Below are 19,509 nucleotides of genomic sequence, written 5' to 3' on the forward strand. Positions count from 1 at the left end.
TTCAAGATGAAGGGACAATTCTTTATTGATGGACAATGGCTGGATCACGGACGAGAACGGACAGATGTCACGAATCCAGCAACCGGAGAAGTCGTCGGTAGCGTACCAAACGGAACAAAATCAGACGTCAATGATGCTGTCGAAGCAGCACGGAAGGCTTTTCCAGAATGGTCGAAGCGGACAGTATATGAACGCGCTGAACTCTTGGAAAAACTCTATGCCAAAATGATCGAGAAAAAAGATGAACTCGCCCGGTTAATGACGCTTGAGATGGGAAAACCGCTAGCTGAATCAGAAGGTGAAGTCCAGTATGCGGCAAACTTCGTCAAATGGTTCGCAGAGGAAGGAAAACGGGCATACGGACGTGTCATACCGACACACGATGCTTCTAAAAGACTTCAAGTCATCAAACAACCGGTTGGTGTCGTCGCCGCGATCACACCATGGAATTTCCCAGCAGCCATGATTACCCGAAAATTGGCTCCGGCTCTCGTTGCCGGATGTACGTTCGTCATCAAACCACCCACCGCGACTCCATTAACAGCACTTCGTTTACTTGAACTTTGTCAGGAAGTCGGGATTCCAGAAGGCGTCGTCAATGCCGTTACAGGTAGCGGGAAAGCACTCGGTGAATCACTCGCGACACATCCGCATGTCGATAAGATTACCTTCACTGGTTCGACCGAAGTCGGACGGACACTGATGGCTCAAGGAGCAGAGACGATCAAAGCGATGTCGCTTGAACTCGGCGGGCATGCACCGATTCTCGTCTTTGATGATTGCGATCTCGATTTAGCTGTTGCGGAGACGATCAAGTCGAAATTCCGAAACGGCGGACAGACGTGTGTCTGCGGAAACCGGATCTATGTATCTGATTCGATTTATGACGCGTTCGTTGAAAAACTCGGTCAGGAGACGGCAAAATTGAAAACCGGGAACGGTCTGGATGCCGAAACAAAGATCGGTCCAATGATTAATAAAGCGGGTTACGATAAAGTTAAAAAACATGTCGATGACGCTACTTCAGCCGGTGCTCGTGTCGTCACGGGTGGAACAGGAACAACGGACGAGGAGAACGATGTCTATTATTATGAAGCAACCGTGCTCGCTGACGTAAAACCCGGCATGTTGATCATGAACGAGGAGACGTTCGGACCTGTCGCGCCCGTCCAGCGTGTCAGCTCTGATGAAGAAGCGGTTCGTTACGCTAACCAGACACCATTCGGTCTCGCTTCATACGTCTTTACGAAGGATTACGCGCGTGCCATTCGTGCGATCGAAGGGCTTGATTATGGAATCGTCGGCTGGAATGATGGGGTTCCTTCTGCGGCACAAGCACCATTTGGTGGAATGAAACAATCCGGTCTTGGACGTGAAGGCGGTAGTGAAGGACTCGAAGCGTATCTCGAGACAAAATACATCTCAATCGGTGGACTAGCATGAACGCGGCGGATTGGTTCGTCCAATGTTTAGAGGCAGAGGGAGTCACGCATATCTTCGGTGTTCCCGGTGAAGAGAACATCACATTGCTCGAATCACTTAGTCGTTCGTCGATCACGTTCATCACGACGCGTCACGAAACGAACGCTGCGTTCATGGCAGCGATGTTCGGTCGCCTGAGTGGACGACCGGGTGTCTGCTTATCGACGCTTGGTCCTGGTGCGACTAACATGATGACGGGAATTGCGAGTGCAACGATGGACCATTCTCCTGTCGTTGCCATCACAGGACAAGGAGCACTATCACGGCAACATAAAGCGTCGCATCAAATGTTTGATCTCGTTGATCTATATCGTCCGGTCACGAAGTCAAGTACGTCCGTTCTGACACCAGAAGTGATTCCGGAAATCGTCCGTCGTGCCTTTGCGACGGCACAGAGCGAAAAGCCGGGAGCGACGCATATCTCTTTCCCGGAAGACGTCGCAAAACAAGAACGAGATCAACCTGTGACTCCTGTCAAAAACGACAGTGCTCCGACATATCTTCATCCGTTGACGATTGATGATCCGGACGTTTTACGATTGATCGAGCGATCGCAACATCCTGTCATCATTGCCGGTTTCGGGATTCACCGTCAACACGCACTTGAGGCGTTTCGGGCATTCGTCGAACAGCTGGATGCTCCGGTCGTCGAGACAATGATGGGAAAAGGCTCCATCTCCTCACAACATCCGCTTGCCGCGCATACGATCGGTTTGCCGGATGTTGATTACAACCAACGAATTCTTGATGCGAGTGATTTAATCATTACGATTGGTTATGACATCACGGAACTGCCCCCGGAAAAATGGAATCCGAAAAAGACGCCGGTCGTTCATCTGGATACGAACCCTCATGAAATCGATGCCTACTATCCAGTCGTTTCAAATCTAGTCGGCAATCTTTCAGATGTATTGACCGTTTTGACGACTCTGCTTCCAAAGCGTTCCTGGAACGGTTGGCAACGGAATCGCGATAAGTTGCGCCAAGAGATTCAAGAAACATATTCCCTCGCGCTCCCTTTACATCCTCAAAGCATCGTTCGTGAGCTCGAACGGACGGTTGGTGAAGCCGGAATGGTTTTCTCGGATGTCGGAGCACATAAAGTCTGGCTCGCTCGCCATTATCAAACGACACATCCAGATCAATTGTTCATTTCGAATGGGTTTGCTTCAATGGGCTATGGTTTATCGAGTGCACTTGCAGCCAAACTTCTCTACCCCGACCGACGTATCGTCTGCGCCGCCGGAGACGGAGCTTTTCTTATGAACGGTCAGGACCTCGAGACCGCCGTTCGTTTGAAGCTGCCACTTGTCGTATTAATTTGGCGAGACGGGACATATGGCCTCATCGAATGGAAACAACAACAAGCATATGGAAAATCATCGTACATCACCTTTGATAATCCGGATCTCGTTCAACTGGCTCATGCTTTCGGTGCGCTTGGACTTCGCGTCGGTGAACACGGTTCGCTTGCCCATTGTCTTGATCAAGCTTTCGCGAGCGATGGACCCGTATTGATTGACTGTCCGGTCGATTACCGGGAAAATCTAAAGTTAAGTGAACGTCTCCGGACGTATGGAGGGTGATATATTATGACACAACCACGTAAACTGCAATCTATTTCTGATTTTGATCAATTTGCGTCCGAGCATAGCGCGTTCGTGATTTGCAAACACAGTACGACATGTCCGATCAGTGCCGCAGGATTCTCAGAGTATACGAAGTTCGCGGATGAAACATCTGTTCCGACAGCATATCTCTTCGTCCAAGAAGCTCGGACCTTATCGAATCACATCGCTGAACACTATAATGTCCGACATGAGTCGCCACAAGTTCTTTTCATTCAGGACGGCAAATCTGTCTGGACAGCATCTCACTACGACATTACAAAGGATGCACTCGAAACGAACGTTAAGTAACGCTAACTATGAAACAAGCTTCTGGCTGTTTCAAACTGAAGACACAGCGCAATTTTCCTCTAATGAGAAGGATTGCGCTTTTTTATTTCCTACGAATCATTTTCCTCATTCAGAAAAACGCTTTCAAAACTACATAAAAAATAAAATTATCTTTCTTAGCTATTATTGTTTGTAATTCGAACTAAATCGGATTAAGATAAACTACAGATAGAACGACCGTATATAAATCTGTACCGTCCGTTTAGTTAGGAGGATATTCATGCAACAAAGTGCAACTCACACAGCTCGCGCTCCTTACGGCATCCTCGCCGTTTTGATGATCGGGGCATTCATTGCTTTCTTAAATAATACCTTGCTCAACATCGCCCTTCCTTCAATCATGAAGGATCTAGCGATCGAACCAGCTACTGCTCAATGGCTGTCGACTGGTTTCATGCTCGTCAATGGTGTCTTGATTCCGACATCTGCTTTCTTGATTCAAAAGTATTCGGTTCGTCGCTTGTTCTTATTTGCGATGACCCTCTTCTCGACCGGAACGATTCTTGCCGGATTCGCAGACGTCTTCCCTGTGCTGCTCGCAGGACGGATGATTCAAGCGTCGGGTTCTGCTATCATGATGCCGCTACTGATGAACGTCATGCTCGTCAGTTTCCCGATTGAAAAACGCGGGACTGCGATGGGCTTCTTCGGATTGATTATGATGGGGGCTCCAGCGATCGGACCAACGTTATCCGGTTGGATCATCGAGCACTATGATTGGCGGATGCTGTTCCACTTCATCACACCAATCGCCTTAATCGTTCTCGTTGCTGGTTTCTTCTTACTTCGTGACGTCAAGGAACGGTCTGCCGCTCAGATCGATCTGACTTCCGTTGCACTTTCGTCACTTGGTTTCGGTGGCTTATTGTACGGATTCAGTTCTGCTGGCTCTAAAGGTTGGGATAGTTTCCACGTCTATGGAGCACTGATCGTCGGGGTCATCGCACTCGTGACATTCATTCATCGTCAGCTGCATATGGAACGTCCGATGCTCAACTTCAAGATTTATCGTTACCCGATGTTCGCCTTGTCTTCTGCGATCTCGATGGTCGTCACGATGGCGATGTTCTCGGGCATGTTATTGCTTCCGATCTATGTCCAGACGATTCGCGGTATTTCACCACTTGATGCGGGTCTCATGCTGTTACCGGGTGCCATCTTGATGGCCGTCATGTCACCGATCAACGGGAAGCTGTTTGACAAAATCGGTGGTCGTCCTCTTGCATTGACTGGTTTGTTCATCACAGTCGTCACGAGTTATTACTTCAGTCAACTTGAGATGGATACGACGTATACGCATCTGATCATCCTGTATTCGTTACGGATGTTCGGGATGTCAATGGTCATGATGCCGGTCTCAACGAACGGTTTGAATCAGTTACCAACACGCTACTATCCACACGGCACAGCGATGAACAATACGTTGCAACAAGTATCTGGTGCAATCGGAACGGCCTTGCTCGTAACGATCATGTCAACGCATGCGAAGACTCGTGGCACAGAGCTCGCGACCGAAGCGGCGAAGAACATGACAAGTCAACCGACAGCTGAAGCAGCTGCTGCTTTAAAACAGCAGATTACGATGCAAGCGACGCTTGACGGTATCAACTATGCGTTCTTCATCTCGACGTTCATTGCTGGTCTAGCATTCGTCCTCGCCTTCTTCATTAAACGGGCGACACAAGCTGAAGACATCATTAGCGATCAACGCTCATTGAACGAAACGATCGTCAAACCGCAAGTCTCCAATCAATAAGTGCAAAAGCAGTCGCCTCTCGCGACTGCTTTTTTATTGTTCGAGCTATATACTTGTACCCCCCATACCTATATGTTAGAGTAAAGATAACAAAAAGATCACTAAAGGAGGCACGACTATGGCACATGATCATCCCGTCGTTCCACGAACGAACGAAGAACAAGATGCCTTGATGAAACGATTAAAGCGTATCGAAGGACAAGTCCGCGGCATTGCCAACATGGTTTCTGAAGACCGGTATTGTATCGACATTTTGACGCAAACCGCATCGATTCAAGCAGCTTTGCGGCAGGTCGAACTACAAATCATCGAACGTCACGTCAAAATGTGCATGCATGAAGTCGCAACTCGTCAAGACAGCACAGATGCTTACGTCGATGAGTTGATGGCAGTCATTGCCCGTCTGAAAAAGTAAGGAGGGTTTTCTGATGTCAAAAACGATTGAGTTTGATATTGAAGGCATGACATGTGCCGCCTGTTCCGCTCGGATTGAAAAAGTCCTGAACCGGATGGACGGCGTCGAAGCAACGGTCAACTTACCACTCGAGACGGCTCGTGTCTCGATTTCTGATGCCTATGATGATCAAGCGATCATCGAAAAAATTCGCAAAATCGGCTACGAGGCCACGGTCAAACAAGCACCACACGCAACAAAATCGAATCGTCGGATGCTGTATCGCTTCGTCATCGCAGCCGTTCTTTCGCTCCCTTTGCTCGCGAGCATGCTGACACATATTCCGAATAGTCCATTTCATCTTCCATTCTTGATGAATCCATGGCTACAATTTGCTTTAGCGACACCGGTTCAATTCATCATCGGTGCACCCTTTTATAGCGGGGCTTATAAAAGCTTACGGAGCGGGAGTGCTAACATGGATGTCCTTGTCGCGCTCGGGACATCGGCAGCCTACTTCTATTCCGTTGCTGAAATGCTGTTCGTCTCTGATATGCCACACCTCTACTTTGAGACAAGTGCGATTCTGATTACACTCGTCTTGCTTGGGAAGGTTCTCGAAGACCGTGCGAAACAACAGACGACAGGAGCGATTAAAAGTCTGCTTTCCTTACAAGCGAAAGAAGCCATCGTTTTGGAAGATGGGCAGGAACGGATCGTTTCAATTGAGGCGATCCAAGCCGGGATGGTGTTACTCGTAAAACCCGGAAATAAAATTCCGACAGACGGTATTGTTCGCGCAGGTGATGCGTATCTCGATGAGTCGATGTTGACCGGTGAATCCGTTCCTGTTCATAAGACTGTTGGCGCATCCGTCATTGGTGGTACGCTGAATACGAACGGTTCCTTACAAATCGAGGCGACAAAGATCGGGCAAGCAACGGTTCTCGCACAGATCATTCGCGTCGTTGAGCAAGCACAGACGGAAAAAGCGCCGATCCAGCGCCAAGCCGATCGGATTTCTGGTGTGTTCGTGCCGATTGTCGTCGCCATCGCGCTTCTGACGTTAGCCGCTTGGTGGATGATCACCGGTTCCTTTGCGGAAGCGATTCGTCCTGCCATCGCGGTGCTCGTCATCGCTTGTCCATGTGCACTCGGACTTGCGACACCGACTTCGATCATGGTCGGAACCGGAAAAGGGGCAGAACGAGGTATTCTCTTTAAAGGAGGCGCTCAACTCGAAAATCTCCAACATGTCGATGCTATCGTCTTTGATAAGACCGGAACACTGACAGTCGGTCGCCCTGTCGTCGTCGAGACGTTCGGTACGGAGACAGCGCTCGATTTCGCTGCCGCGCTTGAACGGCAATCGGAACACCCTCTTGCTCGCGCCATCACAGCAGAACGGGATGTCGTCTTTGATATCGAACGGTTCCACGTCGAATCAGGACGTGGGATCACGGGACAAATCATGGGACATGATCTCATCGTCGGATCGGCGCGAATGATGCAGGAACGAAACATCGTTCTTCCTGATTGGACATCACCTGGAGCGACTCTCGTATACGTCGCTGTCGATGGAGAAGTCGCGGCCGGATACGCCATCCGTGACGCGCTAAAAGATTCAGCGAAAGAAACGATCCAGCGTTTGCGCCAGACAAAAGAAGTATATCTCTTGACCGGTGATCGCCGGGAAGTCGCCGATCATTTAGCAACAGAACTGGGACTGGATCCAGCGTTCGTCTTTGCTGACGTTTTGCCGATTGAAAAGGCAGATGTCATTCATTCACTTCAACAGACGAAACGTGTCGCGATGGTCGGAGACGGTATCAATGATGCCCCTGCTCTTGTAACGGCGGATGTCGGCATCGCGCTCGGTAGTGGAACGGACGTTGCCCTTGAAGCAGCCGACGTGACGCTACTTGGACACGACTTAAAACAAGTCTTACTTGCGATCGAGCTGAGTGAGCAGACGATGAAAAACATTCGTCAAAATCTCGTCTTCGCACTTGGCTACAATACGATTGGCATTCCGGTCGCCTTTCTCGGTCTACTTGCCCCATGGCTTGCGGGTGCCGCGATGGCATTCAGCTCTGTTTCTGTCGTGACGAATGCGTTACGATTAAAACGTACCCCACTATCTGAAGGAGGAACATCATCATGAAAGAAACAACATTATCTGTTATCGGTATGACATGCAATCACTGTAAAGCAAGTGTCGAATCAGCTCTATCTGAAGTCGAAGGTGTACAACAGGCAACTGTCTCACTCGAACAAAACCAGGTTACAGTCCAGCACGAGGATGTTCCTCGTGAACGTCTCGTCGATGCGATCGAAGAAATCGGCTACGATGTACCGACTGCTTAAATTTTCATGCCAAACTGCTTCTAACACGCAGTTTGGCTTTTTTATTTTTTGAAAAGCGGGAATGTACGGAGTAAGGAGGGGTTCGTATGGTACCGAAAATCGAATTCGTAGAACACTTCGACGACAACAAAGGAAAACGATTTAAAATCGAACTTTGGAATCTCGGAACCTTCACATTCAGTGCCGAGTCAGCTCGTGGACCTGTCACCCGTTTCACCTCCATTGACATTCAATTCGTTCAAGCTTGCGTTCAACGAATGCGCTCGATCGTGGACGCTAAAAAAGCATTTCAGGAAGATCAACCGGTCTAATCCTGTTCTTTTTCTATTCTCCTCATGGCACTTGCCATGAGTTTTTTTGTTTCCGGTCAATGTTTTTCAATATTCTCGTCTTTTTTTCGAAAATCAGTATCGCTTCGTCAAGATGAACCGATAAGAAACAGACATCATTTTATTCACATCTTGAGTATTGGAGGCAACTACGTGCGTAACCCTTTTAAAAGTAAGACTACTTCGGCTTATCAAGCTACCATCGGCTTTCCTGATTCCCGTCTCATCACAAAGACGGCAGATCCTGATCTCACATCCCGTCTCGTATACATGGGATATACAGAAGAACAGCTACAGACACTCAAATCGATGGCACCTGTCGTTCAAGGCATCTTAGATGAAGTCCTCGAGCAAGTGCTTGACCATCTATTATTGAATCCAGAGATGGCAACGATCGCGAAACAATCATCGACACGCGAACGACTGAAGAAAGTTTTCGCCGACTATTTCACGAGTCTACTGACAGGAAACATGGACGAGTCGTTCCTCGCGATGCGGACACGGATGGGACAGACGCATAAACATAACTTCGTTCCCGTCACTTGGTTCATCGCTTCGTATGCTGCGTTTCAGACGTTGTTGATTCCAAAAATCGTTGAACATTATCAGCATGACCCAGCGCAACTGACGACAGCCGTACTCGCTTTGACACATGCGATGAACTTAGATGCTCAAATCGTGACGAGCCAGTATGTCGATTCTCGTCTTCATGAAGTGACAGCAGCGAACGAGTCGCGTCGTCAACTTTTGACAGACGTCGTTCGTGTCAGTCAAGAAGTTGCCAGTTCCGTCGAGCACACGGATCATGCCATCATTGAGACGAGCCGTCGCGCCTCACAAGTATTAGCAGAAACAGCTCAGACAGAGCAGACGAGTCAGCAGCTCGTCCAAATGACGATTGCCAACGAACGACAGATGCAACAGATGGAGCAACAATTCGCTCAATCGACACAACAAGTCGGTACTTCGCTTGAAAGCATCCATGAATTGAAGACGACGTCGGATGACATCGTCCAGATGACGCAAAGCATCGAAGCAATCGCCAATCAGACAAACTTACTCGCGTTGAATGCGTCAATCGAAGCAGCACGCGCCGGTGAACACGGTAAAGGATTCGCTGTCGTCGCGACCGAAGTCCGAAACCTTGCTGAAAATGCCAAGTCATTAAGTAGCAGTATCAATGGTCTGATTCAAAAGAACAATGGTAATATCACACAACTCGTTTCTCAGATGGAAGACATCACACGTGCCAACACCGCATCTCAGCAAGAATTGCAACAAGTCAAACAAGGAATCCAAACAGTCAAGAGTGAGATGGAAAACTCCCTCACCTTATTTGGACGAAACAAGGAAAACCTCGGACAAATCGTCGAGACGATCCAAGGTCTCAGTAAGACGACACAAGGATTGACGACACTGACGACGGATCTTGTCGCTGCTTCCGAAACACATTAAAAAATAGGCAATTCTTATTCTCGGTTTTAACCGAAATAAGAATTGCCTATTTTACTTTACTCGTCTTGTTCTGCTGTGACGACAAGACGCTGATCGTATCCTTTTGATTCTGAAAACGTACCTATACATGAAATGAGCGTCAGTTTATTCATGACGGTCGCACCGAAGATTGATCCGACAGGTGCTTCATCGACAGGATAGGACATGACGTTCGTCACCACGTACGATACCTGTTGTCCTGCTTTTCCCGTCACTTCAATCCGTTGCCCTTTTTTCATCTTGGCTAAATCATAAAAAACAGCGGGACCTTCTTGATCATCCAAGTGTCCGGCTAGTACGACATTTCCGATTTGTCCGGCTTTTGCTCCGTACTTATACCAAGCAACCTGATCGGTCTGTTTCGGAACATCCATCCGGCCTTGTTTATCTTTCCCGACGACTTCGATGTTCGCTTTCACATCGAGCGTCGGAATTGTAATACGCGTTGGTATGAACGCCTCTTCATCCACCTTTTCAGATGGAGTGGACGAAGAAGACGTCGTTGTTTCGGTTTGTTTTGGTTTTTCCGGCTTTGTAGCATCTGGAGGTGATCCCGATTGACATCCGGCTAATACGATTAAGAGAAGAAGACTACTCTTAAGCGTTTTGTTTACGACGGACGACATACGCTGTTCCTACTAACAAGGCAGCTGCTGCTGCGACTGCCCATGGTGTAGCAGAAGCCGTATCAGATGAACCACCAAGTCCTGTTTCTGGCATTGATGCCATTTCACCACCGTCTGGGATCAAGAGGACTTCAAATGCTGGTTCGCCTTCAAGTAAGCCGATTGCGAGTGCTGTATAGTTTTTGCCACTGTCGAGTTTGACGCCATCCAGTGCTTTGACGACATCCGTTGCGCCTGCAGGACGGACTTCAAGGTCATACGTACCTGCATCGAGTGTACCGTAGTCAGAGACTTTCGAGAATTCAAGGTTACTGAAGAGTGGGTCTCCACCTTTTGGTGCGACATCAACAGCTGGTGCATCTGGTGCAAAGTGTGCGACACGAACCATTGATTTTCCATCTTCGCCTTTACCGTTGTCCTCCATGACCGCGAGTTTGATATCAGCTAATTTGCCGATTGCTGCGACCGAATAGAATTTACCAGCTTCTACGTTGAGTGTTTGAGAGAGCACAGGATCTTTCGTAGTTCCTGCAGCGAATACTTCTACTTTATGTTCGCCAGCTGGTAGTGTGAGATAATCTGTGACATCTTTGAATTTTGCTCCTGATACCGCTTTTTTGCCATCGACCGCGATATCGACTGCCGGAGCATCTGGTGAAGCATGAATGACACGAACCATTGCGTCATCTGCTGCGCCTACTGGTAGAACGAATAGTGCAAACAGTAACGTAGCGGTCACAAACGATAAGAGTTTCTTCATCTTTTTTCCACCTTTCTGATTGTCAAATGTACATCGCTCTCAAACCAATGTTCTTACACTTCAGAATATTTCCTTCGTGGTGACATCTTAAACTTAAGACACTGCCGTAAATGTGTAAAGATTTCAATGTGCTATGAACTTGTTCTACAAACACATTGACTTTTTCTTTCTTTTCGAAATAAAATATTTTAAATAACAATAGAAAAGAAGGTTAAAACCTATGGATTCCTACGATTTAAAAATTATTACTTTTTTGAAAAGGGATGCCCGGATGAAATGGTCAACACTTGCACAACACATCGGCTTATCGGCACCGGCTGTTGCAGAGCGCGTCGCACGCTTACAAGAGCAAGGTATCATCCGTCAGTTGACGACGATGCTAGACCCCTCCTCCTTTGACTATCGTCTTGCTGCATTCGTCGCTGTTTCACTCGAGCGACCGGAACATCGAGCGCCATTTCTAAAACGGATTCAAGAACTTGAGTATGTACTGGAATGCCATCACGTCGCCGGGGACGATGATTACCTACTTAAAATCCGTTGTCGTGATACAGAACAACTTGATGAAATCATCACCTACCACATCAAAGAATTAGCAGGTATCCTGCGGACGAAAACGACGATCATCATGCGAACGGAAAAGGAGTCGCTTCATTTTCCGTTACCCGAGGTGGACTGATGTTTACGACTGGTTTTGGAATCGGGTTTGCCTTAGCCGCCCCCGTCGGTCCAATCGGACTTTTATGCATGCAACGAACTCTTCGACATGGACGAATTTCCGGAATTGTTTCCGGACTCGGAGCCGCAACGGCAGACTTTACTTATGGATTGCTTGCCTTATCTGGTTTTTCACTCGTCCAATCTTTACTCACCCAAGCATCCTGGATGCAACTGATCGGCAGTCTGTTTTTGTGTTACATCGGCTGGTCGATGTTTCAAGCTTCTTCGACCGCCTCAATTTCCGATACAGCCTCGTCACGGTTAAGTAGCTATCTATCCGTCTTACTCCTGACGTTCTTGAACCCGATGACGATCACACTGTTCCTGGCATTGTTTGCACGCTTTGAGTTGACGATGACGAGCGGACAGGATGCCGTTTTGTTTCTAATCGGTATTTTTCTTGGTTCTGCCACCTGGGGGAGCATCCTGGCAAACATCACACACCTGCTTAAACACCAGGTTGCGACGTCCGTTCTACGCGTCGTCCAATAGACATCTGTCAGTCTAATCATCGGATTCGGTGCGTTCGGGGTCATTCAGTTATTCTTCTGAGCAAAACAAAAGAGACCGACATCACGTCCGGTCTCTTTTGTTTTTTCATTTAATGAATCCAATCATCATTTCGCGTAATACTTTCGCTGCCGCAATCGCTGTCATGTCGGATTGATCGTACGCTGGGCAAACTTCTACCAAATCCGCTCCGATGACATCGACGTCTGCTCGCGAGATCATGTGAACGACTTCAAGTAATTCCTTCGTTGTCACTCCACCGATTTCTTGTGTCCCTGTCCCTGGTGCTGCTGACGGATCAAGAACATCGATGTCGATCGTAACGTAGACCTTTTTACCGGCAAGTGTCGGAAGGACTTGACGAAGCGGCTCGACGATCTCGTATTTGAAGAGGTTGTAACCTGATGTCTTCGCCCATTCGAACTCTTCTTTCATACCTGAACGAATTCCGAATGAATAGCAGTTCTCTGGTCCGATCAAGTTCGCGATCTTCTTGAGTGGCGTCGAGTGCGACAATGGCTCTCCTTCATATTCGTCTCGTAAGTCCGTATGCGCATCAAAGTGAAGTACTACAAAATCATCATAGTGTTTATCGAACGCTTTGACGACGGGCCATGTGACTAAATGTTCGCCACCCATACCGAGCGGGAACTTGCCTGCTGTCAGTAACGAATCGACGTATTCTTCAATCATATCAAGTGATTTTTGAGCATTCCCGAATGGTAACGGGATATCTCCCGCGTCAAACAACTTCGCGTCTGCGATGTCGCCATCTAAGTACGGGCTATATTCTTCTAAACCAAGTGAGACTTCACGGATACGTGCCGGACCAAATCGTGAACCGGGACGGAAACTGACCGTCCAGTCCATCGGCATGCCGTATAAAATTCCTTTTGCATCCTCGTGAGTCGGTTGACTCGCGATAAAGACTTTTCCTGAATATGCTTCATCAAAACGCATGATCCATTCCCCCTGTTCATTAGTCGTTTGCTGCTGCAAACGCCTCTTTACCTGACAACAGAGCGATTTCGAAGATCGAAACCGCTCTGTTCATGTGTGCTATAGTGACTGAACTCAGCCGTTCGTCAAATCTTTAACGAACTTCGGAAGCGCGAAAGCTGCCGTGTGAAGCTCAGGCGTGTAATACTTCGTATCGATCTCGTGGAAACGCTCTGGTGCGACAGCAAGCGGATCGTGTTTCTTTGATCCGATCGTAAACGTCCAAAGACCACTTGGGTATGTCGGAACGTTAGCGATATAGAGCTTCGTGATCGGGAAGATTTCTTTGACGTCGCGTTGAACATCACGGATCAAGTCTGGTGTGAACCATGGGTTATCCGATTGTGCGACGAAAATACCGTCTTCTTTTAATGCTTTTGAAATACCAGAGTAGAAGCCTTTCGTGAACAAGTTGACCGCTGGACCAACTGGTTCTGTCGAATCGACCATGATGACATCATACTCGTTTTCTGCTTCTGCGATATGCATGAATCCATCCCCAACGATGACTTCGACGCGTGCATCGTCCAATCCACCTGCGATGTTCGGGAGGTATTTTTTCGAATACTCGATGACTTTTCCGTCGATTTCAACCAAAACAGCTTTTTCGACGGATGGGTGTTTCAAGACTTCACGGATGACTCCGCCGTCTCCTCCACCAACGACCAGAACCGATTTTGGATTCGGGTGTGTGAACAATGGGACGTGCGCGACCATCTCGTGGTAAACGAACTCGTCCTTATCTGTCGTCATGACCATTCCGTCAAGTAACAACATCGTACCGAACTCGTCCGTTTCAACCATCTCTAGGCGTTGAAACTCCGTTTGTTCGCTCTCATAAACGTGGTTGACACGGAATGTGATACCGTAATCTTCCGTTTGGTGTTCCGTGAACCATAACTTTAATTTTTGTTCCATTTGCGATAGAACCCCTTTCTTTCATCAAGACAAAAGTTGTTCGTATGCGAGTGGCGTTTACGGCGCTTCTTAATCATACAAATGCGAGTATACCGAATTTCGAAAGAAACTTCTATATAATTTGAAAATTTTTGTCTTCCGTGTTTATTCGACGAACGTTACGATTTCATCAAGCGGGCGACGTTGCTTATCACGTTTCGGTTCGTCTGCCCGGTAACCAAATGCAACCATGACCGGAACCGTAAAAACAGAACGATCGAGCAGTCCACGATCGACGAGTAATTGCTCGACTGCTTGTTGGTCAAACCCTTCGATTGGACAGGAGTCAATCCCGATTTGTGCTGCCGTCGACATCATGTTTCCGAGTGCAATATAGGCTTGTTTCGCTGCCCAGTCTTCCATCGCTTTCGAGTTATGACCGATCGCGAAATCCTCATTTAAAAACAGACCGTATCGCTTCGTCCGTCCGACTTTCGCTTCTTCAGATAGACCAAGAAAATTCATTATCTGCGTGACATGCGGTCCATCTGTCTGCATTTGTTCTCCTGTCCGAGCGAGGAATAAGACAAAATGACTCGCTGTCGGTAATTGTCCTTGTGCGCCCCAAGAAATTTCTTTTAGCGCTTCACGGATTTCTGGATTTTGAATGACGAGCATGTTCCATGGCTCATATCCGAACGAGCTCGGTGACAGACGCGCCGTTTCCAAGATAAAACGGAAATCCTCTTCTGGGATCATTTGACCGTTAAATTCCTTTGTGGCATGACGAGATTGAAATGCTTCGAGAATCGCTTGTTTTTGTTGTTGTTTTTTCATAAAAAATACCTCCTTTAAAATGATGACTGCTTTTGTTATATCAAATCTGATTTTAGACCGCCTCTGATTTGCTCAGATCAAGCTTCACGTTAGTTTTAAGACGAAACGGGAAATAACAGATTAACGTTTTCTCTTTCTTTATTTCTAATTTTTTTAAGAGCGCTTAAACAACTCCTTTTTTTAGAATCCCTTCCTGTAAACTAATGGTTTCTTTGTTTTCATTTCCTGGTTAATTTGCTTTTTTACCAAAATGTTTGTTACGGTAGTACCCTGCGTGATTAGGTTTTGTTATCGGACAAACGGGGAATTATTATTGTCGTTGTTATCATTCGATTCAAAACAACCATGTAAAATTCGAAAGAAGGTGTGGAACACGATGGAAAATAATCGAAAAAGTAAGATCACAAAAGTCTTTATGGTATCTGTCATTTTCTGTGTGCTCTTTACCATATGGGGAATCTTACCGGAATCCCTAATCGGTGCAGCTAGTCTCGGAAATGTCACATCAATAGCACAATCGTTTGTCTCCAACCGTTTGGGTTGGCTTTATCTCCTCGGAATGAGCGCATTTCTCTTAATTGCCATCTTTCTTATTTTTTCCCGCTTCGGTTCAATCCGACTCGGTAAGGATTCAGACCGTCCTGAATACAGTTTGCTTTCCTGGTTCGCCATGCTCTTTAGTGCTGGTATGGGAATTGGGCTTGTTTTCTGGGGTGTCTCAGAACCACTGACACACTTCCATACGCCACCAATCGCAACAAGTGACCCGACAGAAGCCGGTCCTCTTGCGATGCGTTATTCATTCTTCCACTGGGGCTTGCACCCTTGGGCACTATACGCAGTTGTCGCGCTTGCGATTGCTTACTCGACATTCCGTAAAGGGCGTCCCGCTACTATCGGGGATACCGTCGCTTCCCTAATGAAGCCGCGCTATGAAGCAGCTGGTAAAGGAACAGTTGAAGTACTCGCAATCGTTGCAACAGCATTTGGTGTCGCAACATCACTTGGTCTTGGTGCGCAGCAAATCTCAGGTGGACTGAACTTCTTGACAAGTAGTATTCCGAACTCATTTGCTACACAAATGATCATTATCGTGATCGTCTCGGTCCTTTATATGATGAGTGCCGCATCTGGTCTTGATAAAGGAATCGTTCGTCTCAGTAACGCCAACATTGTTCTTGCTGTTCTATTGATGATTGGTGTCATGTTCCTCGGACCATTTAGCTTCATCATGGACCTCTTCGTGCAAACGACGGGTGCTTATCTGCAAAACTTACCAGTCATGAGTTTCCGTGCATCTGCCTTCAACCCAGATGAACGTGAGTGGATCAACGGTTGGACGATCTTCTACTGGGCATGGTGGATTTCATGGTCACCATTCGTCGGAACATTCATCGCTCGTGTCTCGAAAGGACGGACGATTCGTGAGTTCGTCATCGGCATCATGCTCGTTCCAACGATTTTTGGTCTCCTTTGGTTCTCAGTCTTCGGTGGTTCAGCGATTTGGAACGAACTGTTCCAAAACGTCGACCTAATCTCGACTGTCAACGATAAAGGGGTTGAAACTGGAATGTTTGCATTGTTCGAGACATTCGGTGGCTTAGGAACGTTCCTCAGTATCGTTGCCGTCTTCTTGATCACGACGTTCTTCATCACTTCAGCTGACTCCGCGACATATGTTCTCGGTATGCTATCGTCTGGTGGTAGTCTGATGCCAAGCTTACGCATTAAGCTCGCTTGGGGTGTCGTCCAGTCATCGATTGCCGCTGTACTCTTATATGCTGGTGGATTAGGTGCGTTACAGGCTGCTGCCATATTAGCCGCTTTCCCATTCATCTTCGTCGTCGGGATGATGGTCATCGCCCTATTCAAAGATTTGTCGGATGAACCCGACGCACAAAAAGAAGCAACTGAATTAAAACAAGACGCTTAAATCGAATTGATTTCCTCCTTCCGTCGCATACGGAAGGAGGTCTTTTTTGTTATCCTGAATTATGATTAGTGGAAGAAATGAGGTGGCTTATGCGTAAACGTACACGCTGGCTGTTATCCCTTGGCGTTCTCGCCTTAGGAAGCTGGTTTTTATATCGTGAAAACAACATCATCGATGTCTCACAGGTGACGGTGGCGTCCAGCCGTTTACCGGAAGCGTTTAACGGATATCGTGTCGTGCAGGTCGCAGATTTACATGGCAAGACGTTCGGGAATGAACAACAACGATTACTGAAAAAAATCAATCAGGCAGAACCAGACCTCATTGTCATGACTGGTGATTTAATTGATTCGAGACGAAACGGTGAAGAAGCTGCCCTTACACTCATGAAAGCACTCGTCGATCGATACCCGGTCTACTTCGTCACCGGGAATCATGAGGTTCGACTCAATCTAACGATTTTGCCAAAGCTTGAACAACTAGGTGTCACCGTTCTCCGGAATGAATCGCGCGTCATCGAATACCAAGGTCAATCGTTTTCGTTACTGGGTATCGATGACCCGACGACGACACGATGGCGCGAAGGACTGTCGGAACCGGATGGGATTCGTCAAAGTCTCGATCAAGCACTGCAAGACGTGTCACCTGATGCGTTCCAGCTCTTGCTTGCGCATCGTCCGGAATATAAATCCTTGTATGCCGAGCGTTCCGTTGATCTCGTCTTATCCGGTCACGCCCACGGCGGACAGATCCGCTTACCTTTTACGGAAGGTCTGTATGCGCCTGGTCAAGGATTCTTTCCAGCGGTGACGGCAGGTCGCTATCAGGAACAGCAGACGGAACTGATCGTCAGTCGTGGTCTCGGGAACAGCCTGTTTCCATTTCGTCTGTTCAATCATCCAGAACTCGTCGTCTTGACGCTGAAACGACCATGAAAAAAGAACGTGTGCCGCGGCACACGTTCTTTTTTTAGACCAACGCTTCATGTAAAGCAGCGTCAGCATTTTCCCACATCTCCGGTTTATGTGTCTGTAAGAAATCACGCAGTAATTCCTTTGAACGCTCATCCATGTGATCGACGACGATCCGTCCTTTAAGGGATTTATCCATCTTATTGACATGATCAGCAAGAATCTTGAATCCGCGACGTGCTTCCGCATCGACTAGCAGATCGCAGGCAGCGACACCACCATAATAGAATCCTTCTGGCTTACGACCGACCGTCACCCAAACGATCCAGTATAATTTACCGTTTGGCGTATCGGCTTTATCCGTCGTGAATTTGACGCGTTTCTCGATGGCTGCTTTCGCGTGCATCGCGCCCATATCGATGTAAGCTTCACCGTCTTCCGGAGAAATGATGACGGGTGACATACTGTTTAAACTGAGTGTTCCGACACCAAATCCTCCGTGACCGTCTGTAGAGTTATCTGAAATGATATTGAAGTTAATCTTTTTTTCCATCGTGTTTTGTCCCCTTTTAATCCTGTTGCTTCTATCATACCGTATTCCGAGGTGTCTGCAACCCGTCACTCGTAACGGAGAAGCTGTAATTGTTCCTCTGTCGCTCGGCGAATCGTCGGGAGACGATAACACGTCATGGACGCAATTTCCTCGTGAGCCGGGGGATTAACCTCTTCAAGGTGAAGCAAAGCGCGATCAAACAGGGTTTGCGCCGCACGACCGAACAAGAAGAGACGTTCCAGCGAAAAACACCGCGACCGAATCGCACGTAACTGATGCGCGAGTTCTCGTACCTTCGCCTCGACCTCTTCTTCCATGTCAGCTGTCGGTTTTCGATTTTGAAACAACGGTTTGAAACGTACATCGTCTTCAAGCAACGTCAACATCCCGTATCGCTTTGCTTCTTTTTGATTCAGCAGTTGAGCGAGTTCTTTATCCGTTACGAGTCGTCCGAATGGAATGTTCTGTTCAAAGACGATATCTGCGACTTCGAGTCCTTTAGCACCAGACAACGGATAATTCGTATCTTCCGTTAACGCCCGATCAAAAATCAGTAACGTATGAATCTTCTTCCGTATGATTGCGTCCATATGTCTCTCCTTTTCTGCCGTATGTGTATGACTACCTTCGCTTCCGACAAGAATAGCTCCTACCTTATACCCTTCTTTTTCGAAAACGATGTTCGAATTGACGAATCCCCTATCGAATGCGCTATACTGATGGCGTATCGTCATCAAGCTAGAGGGGGAAATGAAGTCATGCCATATGTTACGGTTAAAATGTTATCGGGTCGTACAGTCGAACAAAAACGTGCTTTGATTGAAAAAGTCACGGAAGCAGTGTCGGAAACGACGAATGCTCCTAAAGAAAACATCACGGTCTTCATCGAAGAGATGGAAAAAACAGATTACGGTCAAGCTGGCGTCATGTTCGCGGATAAATAACCAACAAGAGACGTCCGGTCGTTACCGCACGTCTCTTTT

At 47.5% G+C, this 19,509-nt stretch carries 21 protein-coding genes; 14 read left to right on the forward strand and 7 right to left on the reverse strand.

Translation table 11 applies throughout. The features are described 5' to 3' along the window. The first annotated feature begins 6 nt into the window (after positions 1-6). The 9 genes from HZS85_RS11900 to HZS85_RS11940 all read left to right on the forward strand — a co-directional run bounded on the left by HZS85_RS11900 (position 7) and on the right by HZS85_RS11940 (position 9,741). Complete coding sequence (locus HZS85_RS11900) at positions 7-1,443, forward strand: NAD-dependent succinate-semialdehyde dehydrogenase (RefSeq protein WP_214856195.1); 1,437 nt, start codon at positions 7-9, stop codon at positions 1,441-1,443. Then, a complete protein-coding gene (locus HZS85_RS11905) occupies positions 1,440-3,068 on the forward strand; it encodes an acetolactate synthase large subunit (RefSeq protein WP_214856196.1) in 1,629 nt (542 codons plus the stop codon). Before HZS85_RS11900 ends, HZS85_RS11905 begins: the two co-directional genes overlap by 4 nt. 6 nt (positions 3,069-3,074) lie before the next feature. Next, complete coding sequence (ytxJ, locus tag HZS85_RS11910) at positions 3,075-3,401, forward strand: bacillithiol system redox-active protein YtxJ (protein WP_214856198.1); 327 nt, start codon at positions 3,075-3,077, stop codon at positions 3,399-3,401. A 259-nt stretch (positions 3,402-3,660) separates the two neighbouring features. Beyond that, positions 3,661-5,196, forward strand: coding sequence for a DHA2 family efflux MFS transporter permease subunit (locus HZS85_RS11915; protein WP_214856200.1), 1,536 nt, complete (start codon positions 3,661-3,663; stop codon positions 5,194-5,196). Positions 5,197-5,314: 118 nt separating this feature from the next. Beyond that, on the forward strand, positions 5,315-5,611 hold the full coding sequence (locus HZS85_RS11920; RefSeq protein ID WP_214748366.1) for a metal-sensitive transcriptional regulator: 297 nt from the start codon (positions 5,315-5,317) through the stop codon (positions 5,609-5,611). Between the two features lie 13 nt (positions 5,612-5,624). Next, positions 5,625-7,754: a heavy metal translocating P-type ATPase gene (locus HZS85_RS11925; protein WP_214856202.1), complete on the forward strand. Its 2,130-nt coding sequence runs from the start codon at positions 5,625-5,627 to the stop codon at positions 7,752-7,754. Continuing rightward, the gene (locus HZS85_RS11930) at positions 7,751-7,957 is read left to right on the forward strand and encodes a cation transporter (RefSeq protein ID WP_035399161.1); all 207 of its coding nucleotides are present in this window, start codon (positions 7,751-7,753) and stop codon (positions 7,955-7,957) included. The genes HZS85_RS11925 and HZS85_RS11930 overlap by 4 nt, the downstream gene beginning before the upstream one ends. A gap of 86 nt (positions 7,958-8,043) precedes the next feature. After that, positions 8,044-8,268, forward strand: coding sequence for a hypothetical protein (locus HZS85_RS11935; protein ID WP_023466807.1), 225 nt, complete (start codon positions 8,044-8,046; stop codon positions 8,266-8,268). Positions 8,269-8,439: 171 nt separating this feature from the next. Next, positions 8,440-9,741, forward strand: a complete 1,302-nt coding sequence (locus HZS85_RS11940; protein WP_029343217.1) for a globin-coupled sensor protein — start codon at positions 8,440-8,442, stop codon at positions 9,739-9,741. 56 nt (positions 9,742-9,797) lie between these two features. On the opposite strand, the gene HZS85_RS11945 is transcribed toward HZS85_RS11940, so the two are convergent. Beyond that, entirely contained in the window at positions 9,798-10,406 is a 609-nt protein-coding gene (locus tag HZS85_RS11945) for a class F sortase (protein ID WP_214856204.1), read from the reverse strand. After that, positions 10,378-11,166 (reverse strand): DUF4397 domain-containing protein, encoded by a 789-nt coding sequence (locus HZS85_RS11950; RefSeq protein ID WP_023466804.1) that lies wholly within the window; start codon positions 11,164-11,166, stop codon positions 10,378-10,380. The genes HZS85_RS11945 and HZS85_RS11950 overlap by 29 nt, the downstream gene beginning before the upstream one ends. Positions 11,167-11,386: 220 nt before the next feature. Here HZS85_RS11950 and HZS85_RS11955 point away from each other — a divergent pair, with 220 nt between their 5' ends. Continuing rightward, positions 11,387-11,845: an Lrp/AsnC family transcriptional regulator gene (locus HZS85_RS11955; RefSeq protein ID WP_214856206.1), complete on the forward strand. Its 459-nt coding sequence runs from the start codon at positions 11,387-11,389 to the stop codon at positions 11,843-11,845. Next, a complete protein-coding gene (locus tag HZS85_RS11960) occupies positions 11,845-12,378 on the forward strand; it encodes a LysE family translocator (RefSeq protein WP_214856208.1) in 534 nt (177 codons plus the stop codon). The genes HZS85_RS11955 and HZS85_RS11960 overlap by 1 nt, the downstream gene beginning before the upstream one ends. Positions 12,379-12,483: 105 nt before the next feature. On the opposite strand, the gene speB is transcribed toward HZS85_RS11960, so the two are convergent. The 3 genes from speB to HZS85_RS11975 all read right to left on the reverse strand — a co-directional run bounded on the left by speB (position 12,484) and on the right by HZS85_RS11975 (position 15,129). Beyond that, positions 12,484-13,356 carry an agmatinase gene (gene speB, locus HZS85_RS11965; protein WP_214856210.1) on the reverse strand — a complete coding sequence of 291 codons (873 nt, stop codon included), beginning with the start codon at positions 13,354-13,356 and terminating at the stop codon, positions 12,484-12,486. A gap of 114 nt (positions 13,357-13,470) precedes the next feature. Beyond that, the gene (gene speE, locus HZS85_RS11970) at positions 13,471-14,313 is read right to left on the reverse strand and encodes a polyamine aminopropyltransferase (RefSeq protein WP_023466799.1); all 843 of its coding nucleotides are present in this window, start codon (positions 14,311-14,313) and stop codon (positions 13,471-13,473) included. A gap of 144 nt (positions 14,314-14,457) precedes the next feature. Then, positions 14,458-15,129, reverse strand: coding sequence for an NAD(P)H-dependent oxidoreductase (locus HZS85_RS11975; RefSeq protein WP_214856212.1), 672 nt, complete (start codon positions 15,127-15,129; stop codon positions 14,458-14,460). Between the two features lie 376 nt (positions 15,130-15,505). Here HZS85_RS11975 and HZS85_RS11980 point away from each other — a divergent pair, with 376 nt between their 5' ends. Next, entirely contained in the window at positions 15,506-17,062 is a 1,557-nt protein-coding gene (locus HZS85_RS11980) for a BCCT family transporter (RefSeq protein ID WP_214856213.1), read from the forward strand. An 89-nt stretch (positions 17,063-17,151) separates the two neighbouring features. Next, positions 17,152-17,997 (forward strand): metallophosphoesterase, encoded by an 846-nt coding sequence (locus HZS85_RS11985; protein WP_214856215.1) that lies wholly within the window; start codon positions 17,152-17,154, stop codon positions 17,995-17,997. Positions 17,998-18,031: 34 nt separating this feature from the next. Here HZS85_RS11985 and HZS85_RS11990 read toward each other — a convergent pair whose 3' ends face one another. Beyond that, positions 18,032-18,526, reverse strand: coding sequence for a YwhD family protein (locus HZS85_RS11990; protein ID WP_023466794.1), 495 nt, complete (start codon positions 18,524-18,526; stop codon positions 18,032-18,034). A 65-nt stretch (positions 18,527-18,591) separates the two neighbouring features. Continuing rightward, a complete protein-coding gene (locus HZS85_RS11995) occupies positions 18,592-19,116 on the reverse strand; it encodes a hypothetical protein (RefSeq protein WP_214856217.1) in 525 nt (174 codons plus the stop codon). A 168-nt stretch (positions 19,117-19,284) separates the two neighbouring features. Here HZS85_RS11995 and HZS85_RS12000 point away from each other — a divergent pair, with 168 nt between their 5' ends. After that, a complete protein-coding gene (locus tag HZS85_RS12000; protein WP_023466792.1) occupies positions 19,285-19,470 on the forward strand; it encodes a 2-hydroxymuconate tautomerase in 186 nt (61 codons plus the stop codon). Positions 19,471-19,509: the final 39 nt, after the last annotated feature.

The sequence above is a fragment of the Exiguobacterium sp. s130 genome (genome assembly GCF_018619055.1).
Taxonomy (GTDB): domain Bacteria; phylum Bacillota; class Bacilli; order Exiguobacteriales; family Exiguobacteriaceae; genus Exiguobacterium_A.

What these genes read in the sequence shown, in the direction of transcription:
- speE (WP_023466799.1), bottom strand. Translation starts at nt 14,313, where the DNA reads ATGGAACAAAAATTAAAGTTATGGTTCACGGAACACCAAACGGAAGAT.
- HZS85_RS11945 (WP_214856204.1), bottom strand. Translation starts at nt 10,406, where the DNA reads ATGTCGTCCGTCGTAAACAAAACGCTTAAGAGTAGTCTTCTTCTCTTA.
- HZS85_RS11980 (WP_214856213.1), top strand. Translation starts at nt 15,506, where the DNA reads ATGGAAAATAATCGAAAAAGTAAGATCACAAAAGTCTTTATGGTATCT.
- ytxJ (WP_214856198.1), top strand. Translation starts at nt 3,075, where the DNA reads ATGACACAACCACGTAAACTGCAATCTATTTCTGATTTTGATCAATTT.
- HZS85_RS11975 (WP_214856212.1), bottom strand. Translation starts at nt 15,129, where the DNA reads ATGAAAAAACAACAACAAAAACAAGCGATTCTCGAAGCATTTCAATCT.
- speB (WP_214856210.1), bottom strand. Translation starts at nt 13,356, where the DNA reads ATGCGTTTTGATGAAGCATATTCAGGAAAAGTCTTTATCGCGAGTCAA.
- HZS85_RS11925 (WP_214856202.1), top strand. Translation starts at nt 5,625, where the DNA reads ATGTCAAAAACGATTGAGTTTGATATTGAAGGCATGACATGTGCCGCC.
- HZS85_RS11990 (WP_023466794.1), bottom strand. Translation starts at nt 18,526, where the DNA reads ATGGAAAAAAAGATTAACTTCAATATCATTTCAGATAACTCTACAGAC.
- HZS85_RS11960 (WP_214856208.1), top strand. Translation starts at nt 11,845, where the DNA reads ATGTTTACGACTGGTTTTGGAATCGGGTTTGCCTTAGCCGCCCCCGTC.
- HZS85_RS11915 (WP_214856200.1), top strand. Translation starts at nt 3,661, where the DNA reads ATGCAACAAAGTGCAACTCACACAGCTCGCGCTCCTTACGGCATCCTC.
- HZS85_RS11935 (WP_023466807.1), top strand. Translation starts at nt 8,044, where the DNA reads ATGGTACCGAAAATCGAATTCGTAGAACACTTCGACGACAACAAAGGA.
- HZS85_RS11995 (WP_214856217.1), bottom strand. Translation starts at nt 19,116, where the DNA reads ATGGACGCAATCATACGGAAGAAGATTCATACGTTACTGATTTTTGAT.
- HZS85_RS11900 (WP_214856195.1), top strand. Translation starts at nt 7, where the DNA reads ATGAAGGGACAATTCTTTATTGATGGACAATGGCTGGATCACGGACGA.
- HZS85_RS11985 (WP_214856215.1), top strand. Translation starts at nt 17,152, where the DNA reads ATGCGTAAACGTACACGCTGGCTGTTATCCCTTGGCGTTCTCGCCTTA.
- HZS85_RS11905 (WP_214856196.1), top strand. Translation starts at nt 1,440, where the DNA reads ATGAACGCGGCGGATTGGTTCGTCCAATGTTTAGAGGCAGAGGGAGTC.
- HZS85_RS12000 (WP_023466792.1), top strand. Translation starts at nt 19,285, where the DNA reads ATGCCATATGTTACGGTTAAAATGTTATCGGGTCGTACAGTCGAACAA.
- HZS85_RS11920 (WP_214748366.1), top strand. Translation starts at nt 5,315, where the DNA reads ATGGCACATGATCATCCCGTCGTTCCACGAACGAACGAAGAACAAGAT.
- HZS85_RS11955 (WP_214856206.1), top strand. Translation starts at nt 11,387, where the DNA reads ATGGATTCCTACGATTTAAAAATTATTACTTTTTTGAAAAGGGATGCC.
- HZS85_RS11950 (WP_023466804.1), bottom strand. Translation starts at nt 11,166, where the DNA reads ATGAAGAAACTCTTATCGTTTGTGACCGCTACGTTACTGTTTGCACTA.
- HZS85_RS11930 (WP_035399161.1), top strand. Translation starts at nt 7,751, where the DNA reads ATGAAAGAAACAACATTATCTGTTATCGGTATGACATGCAATCACTGT.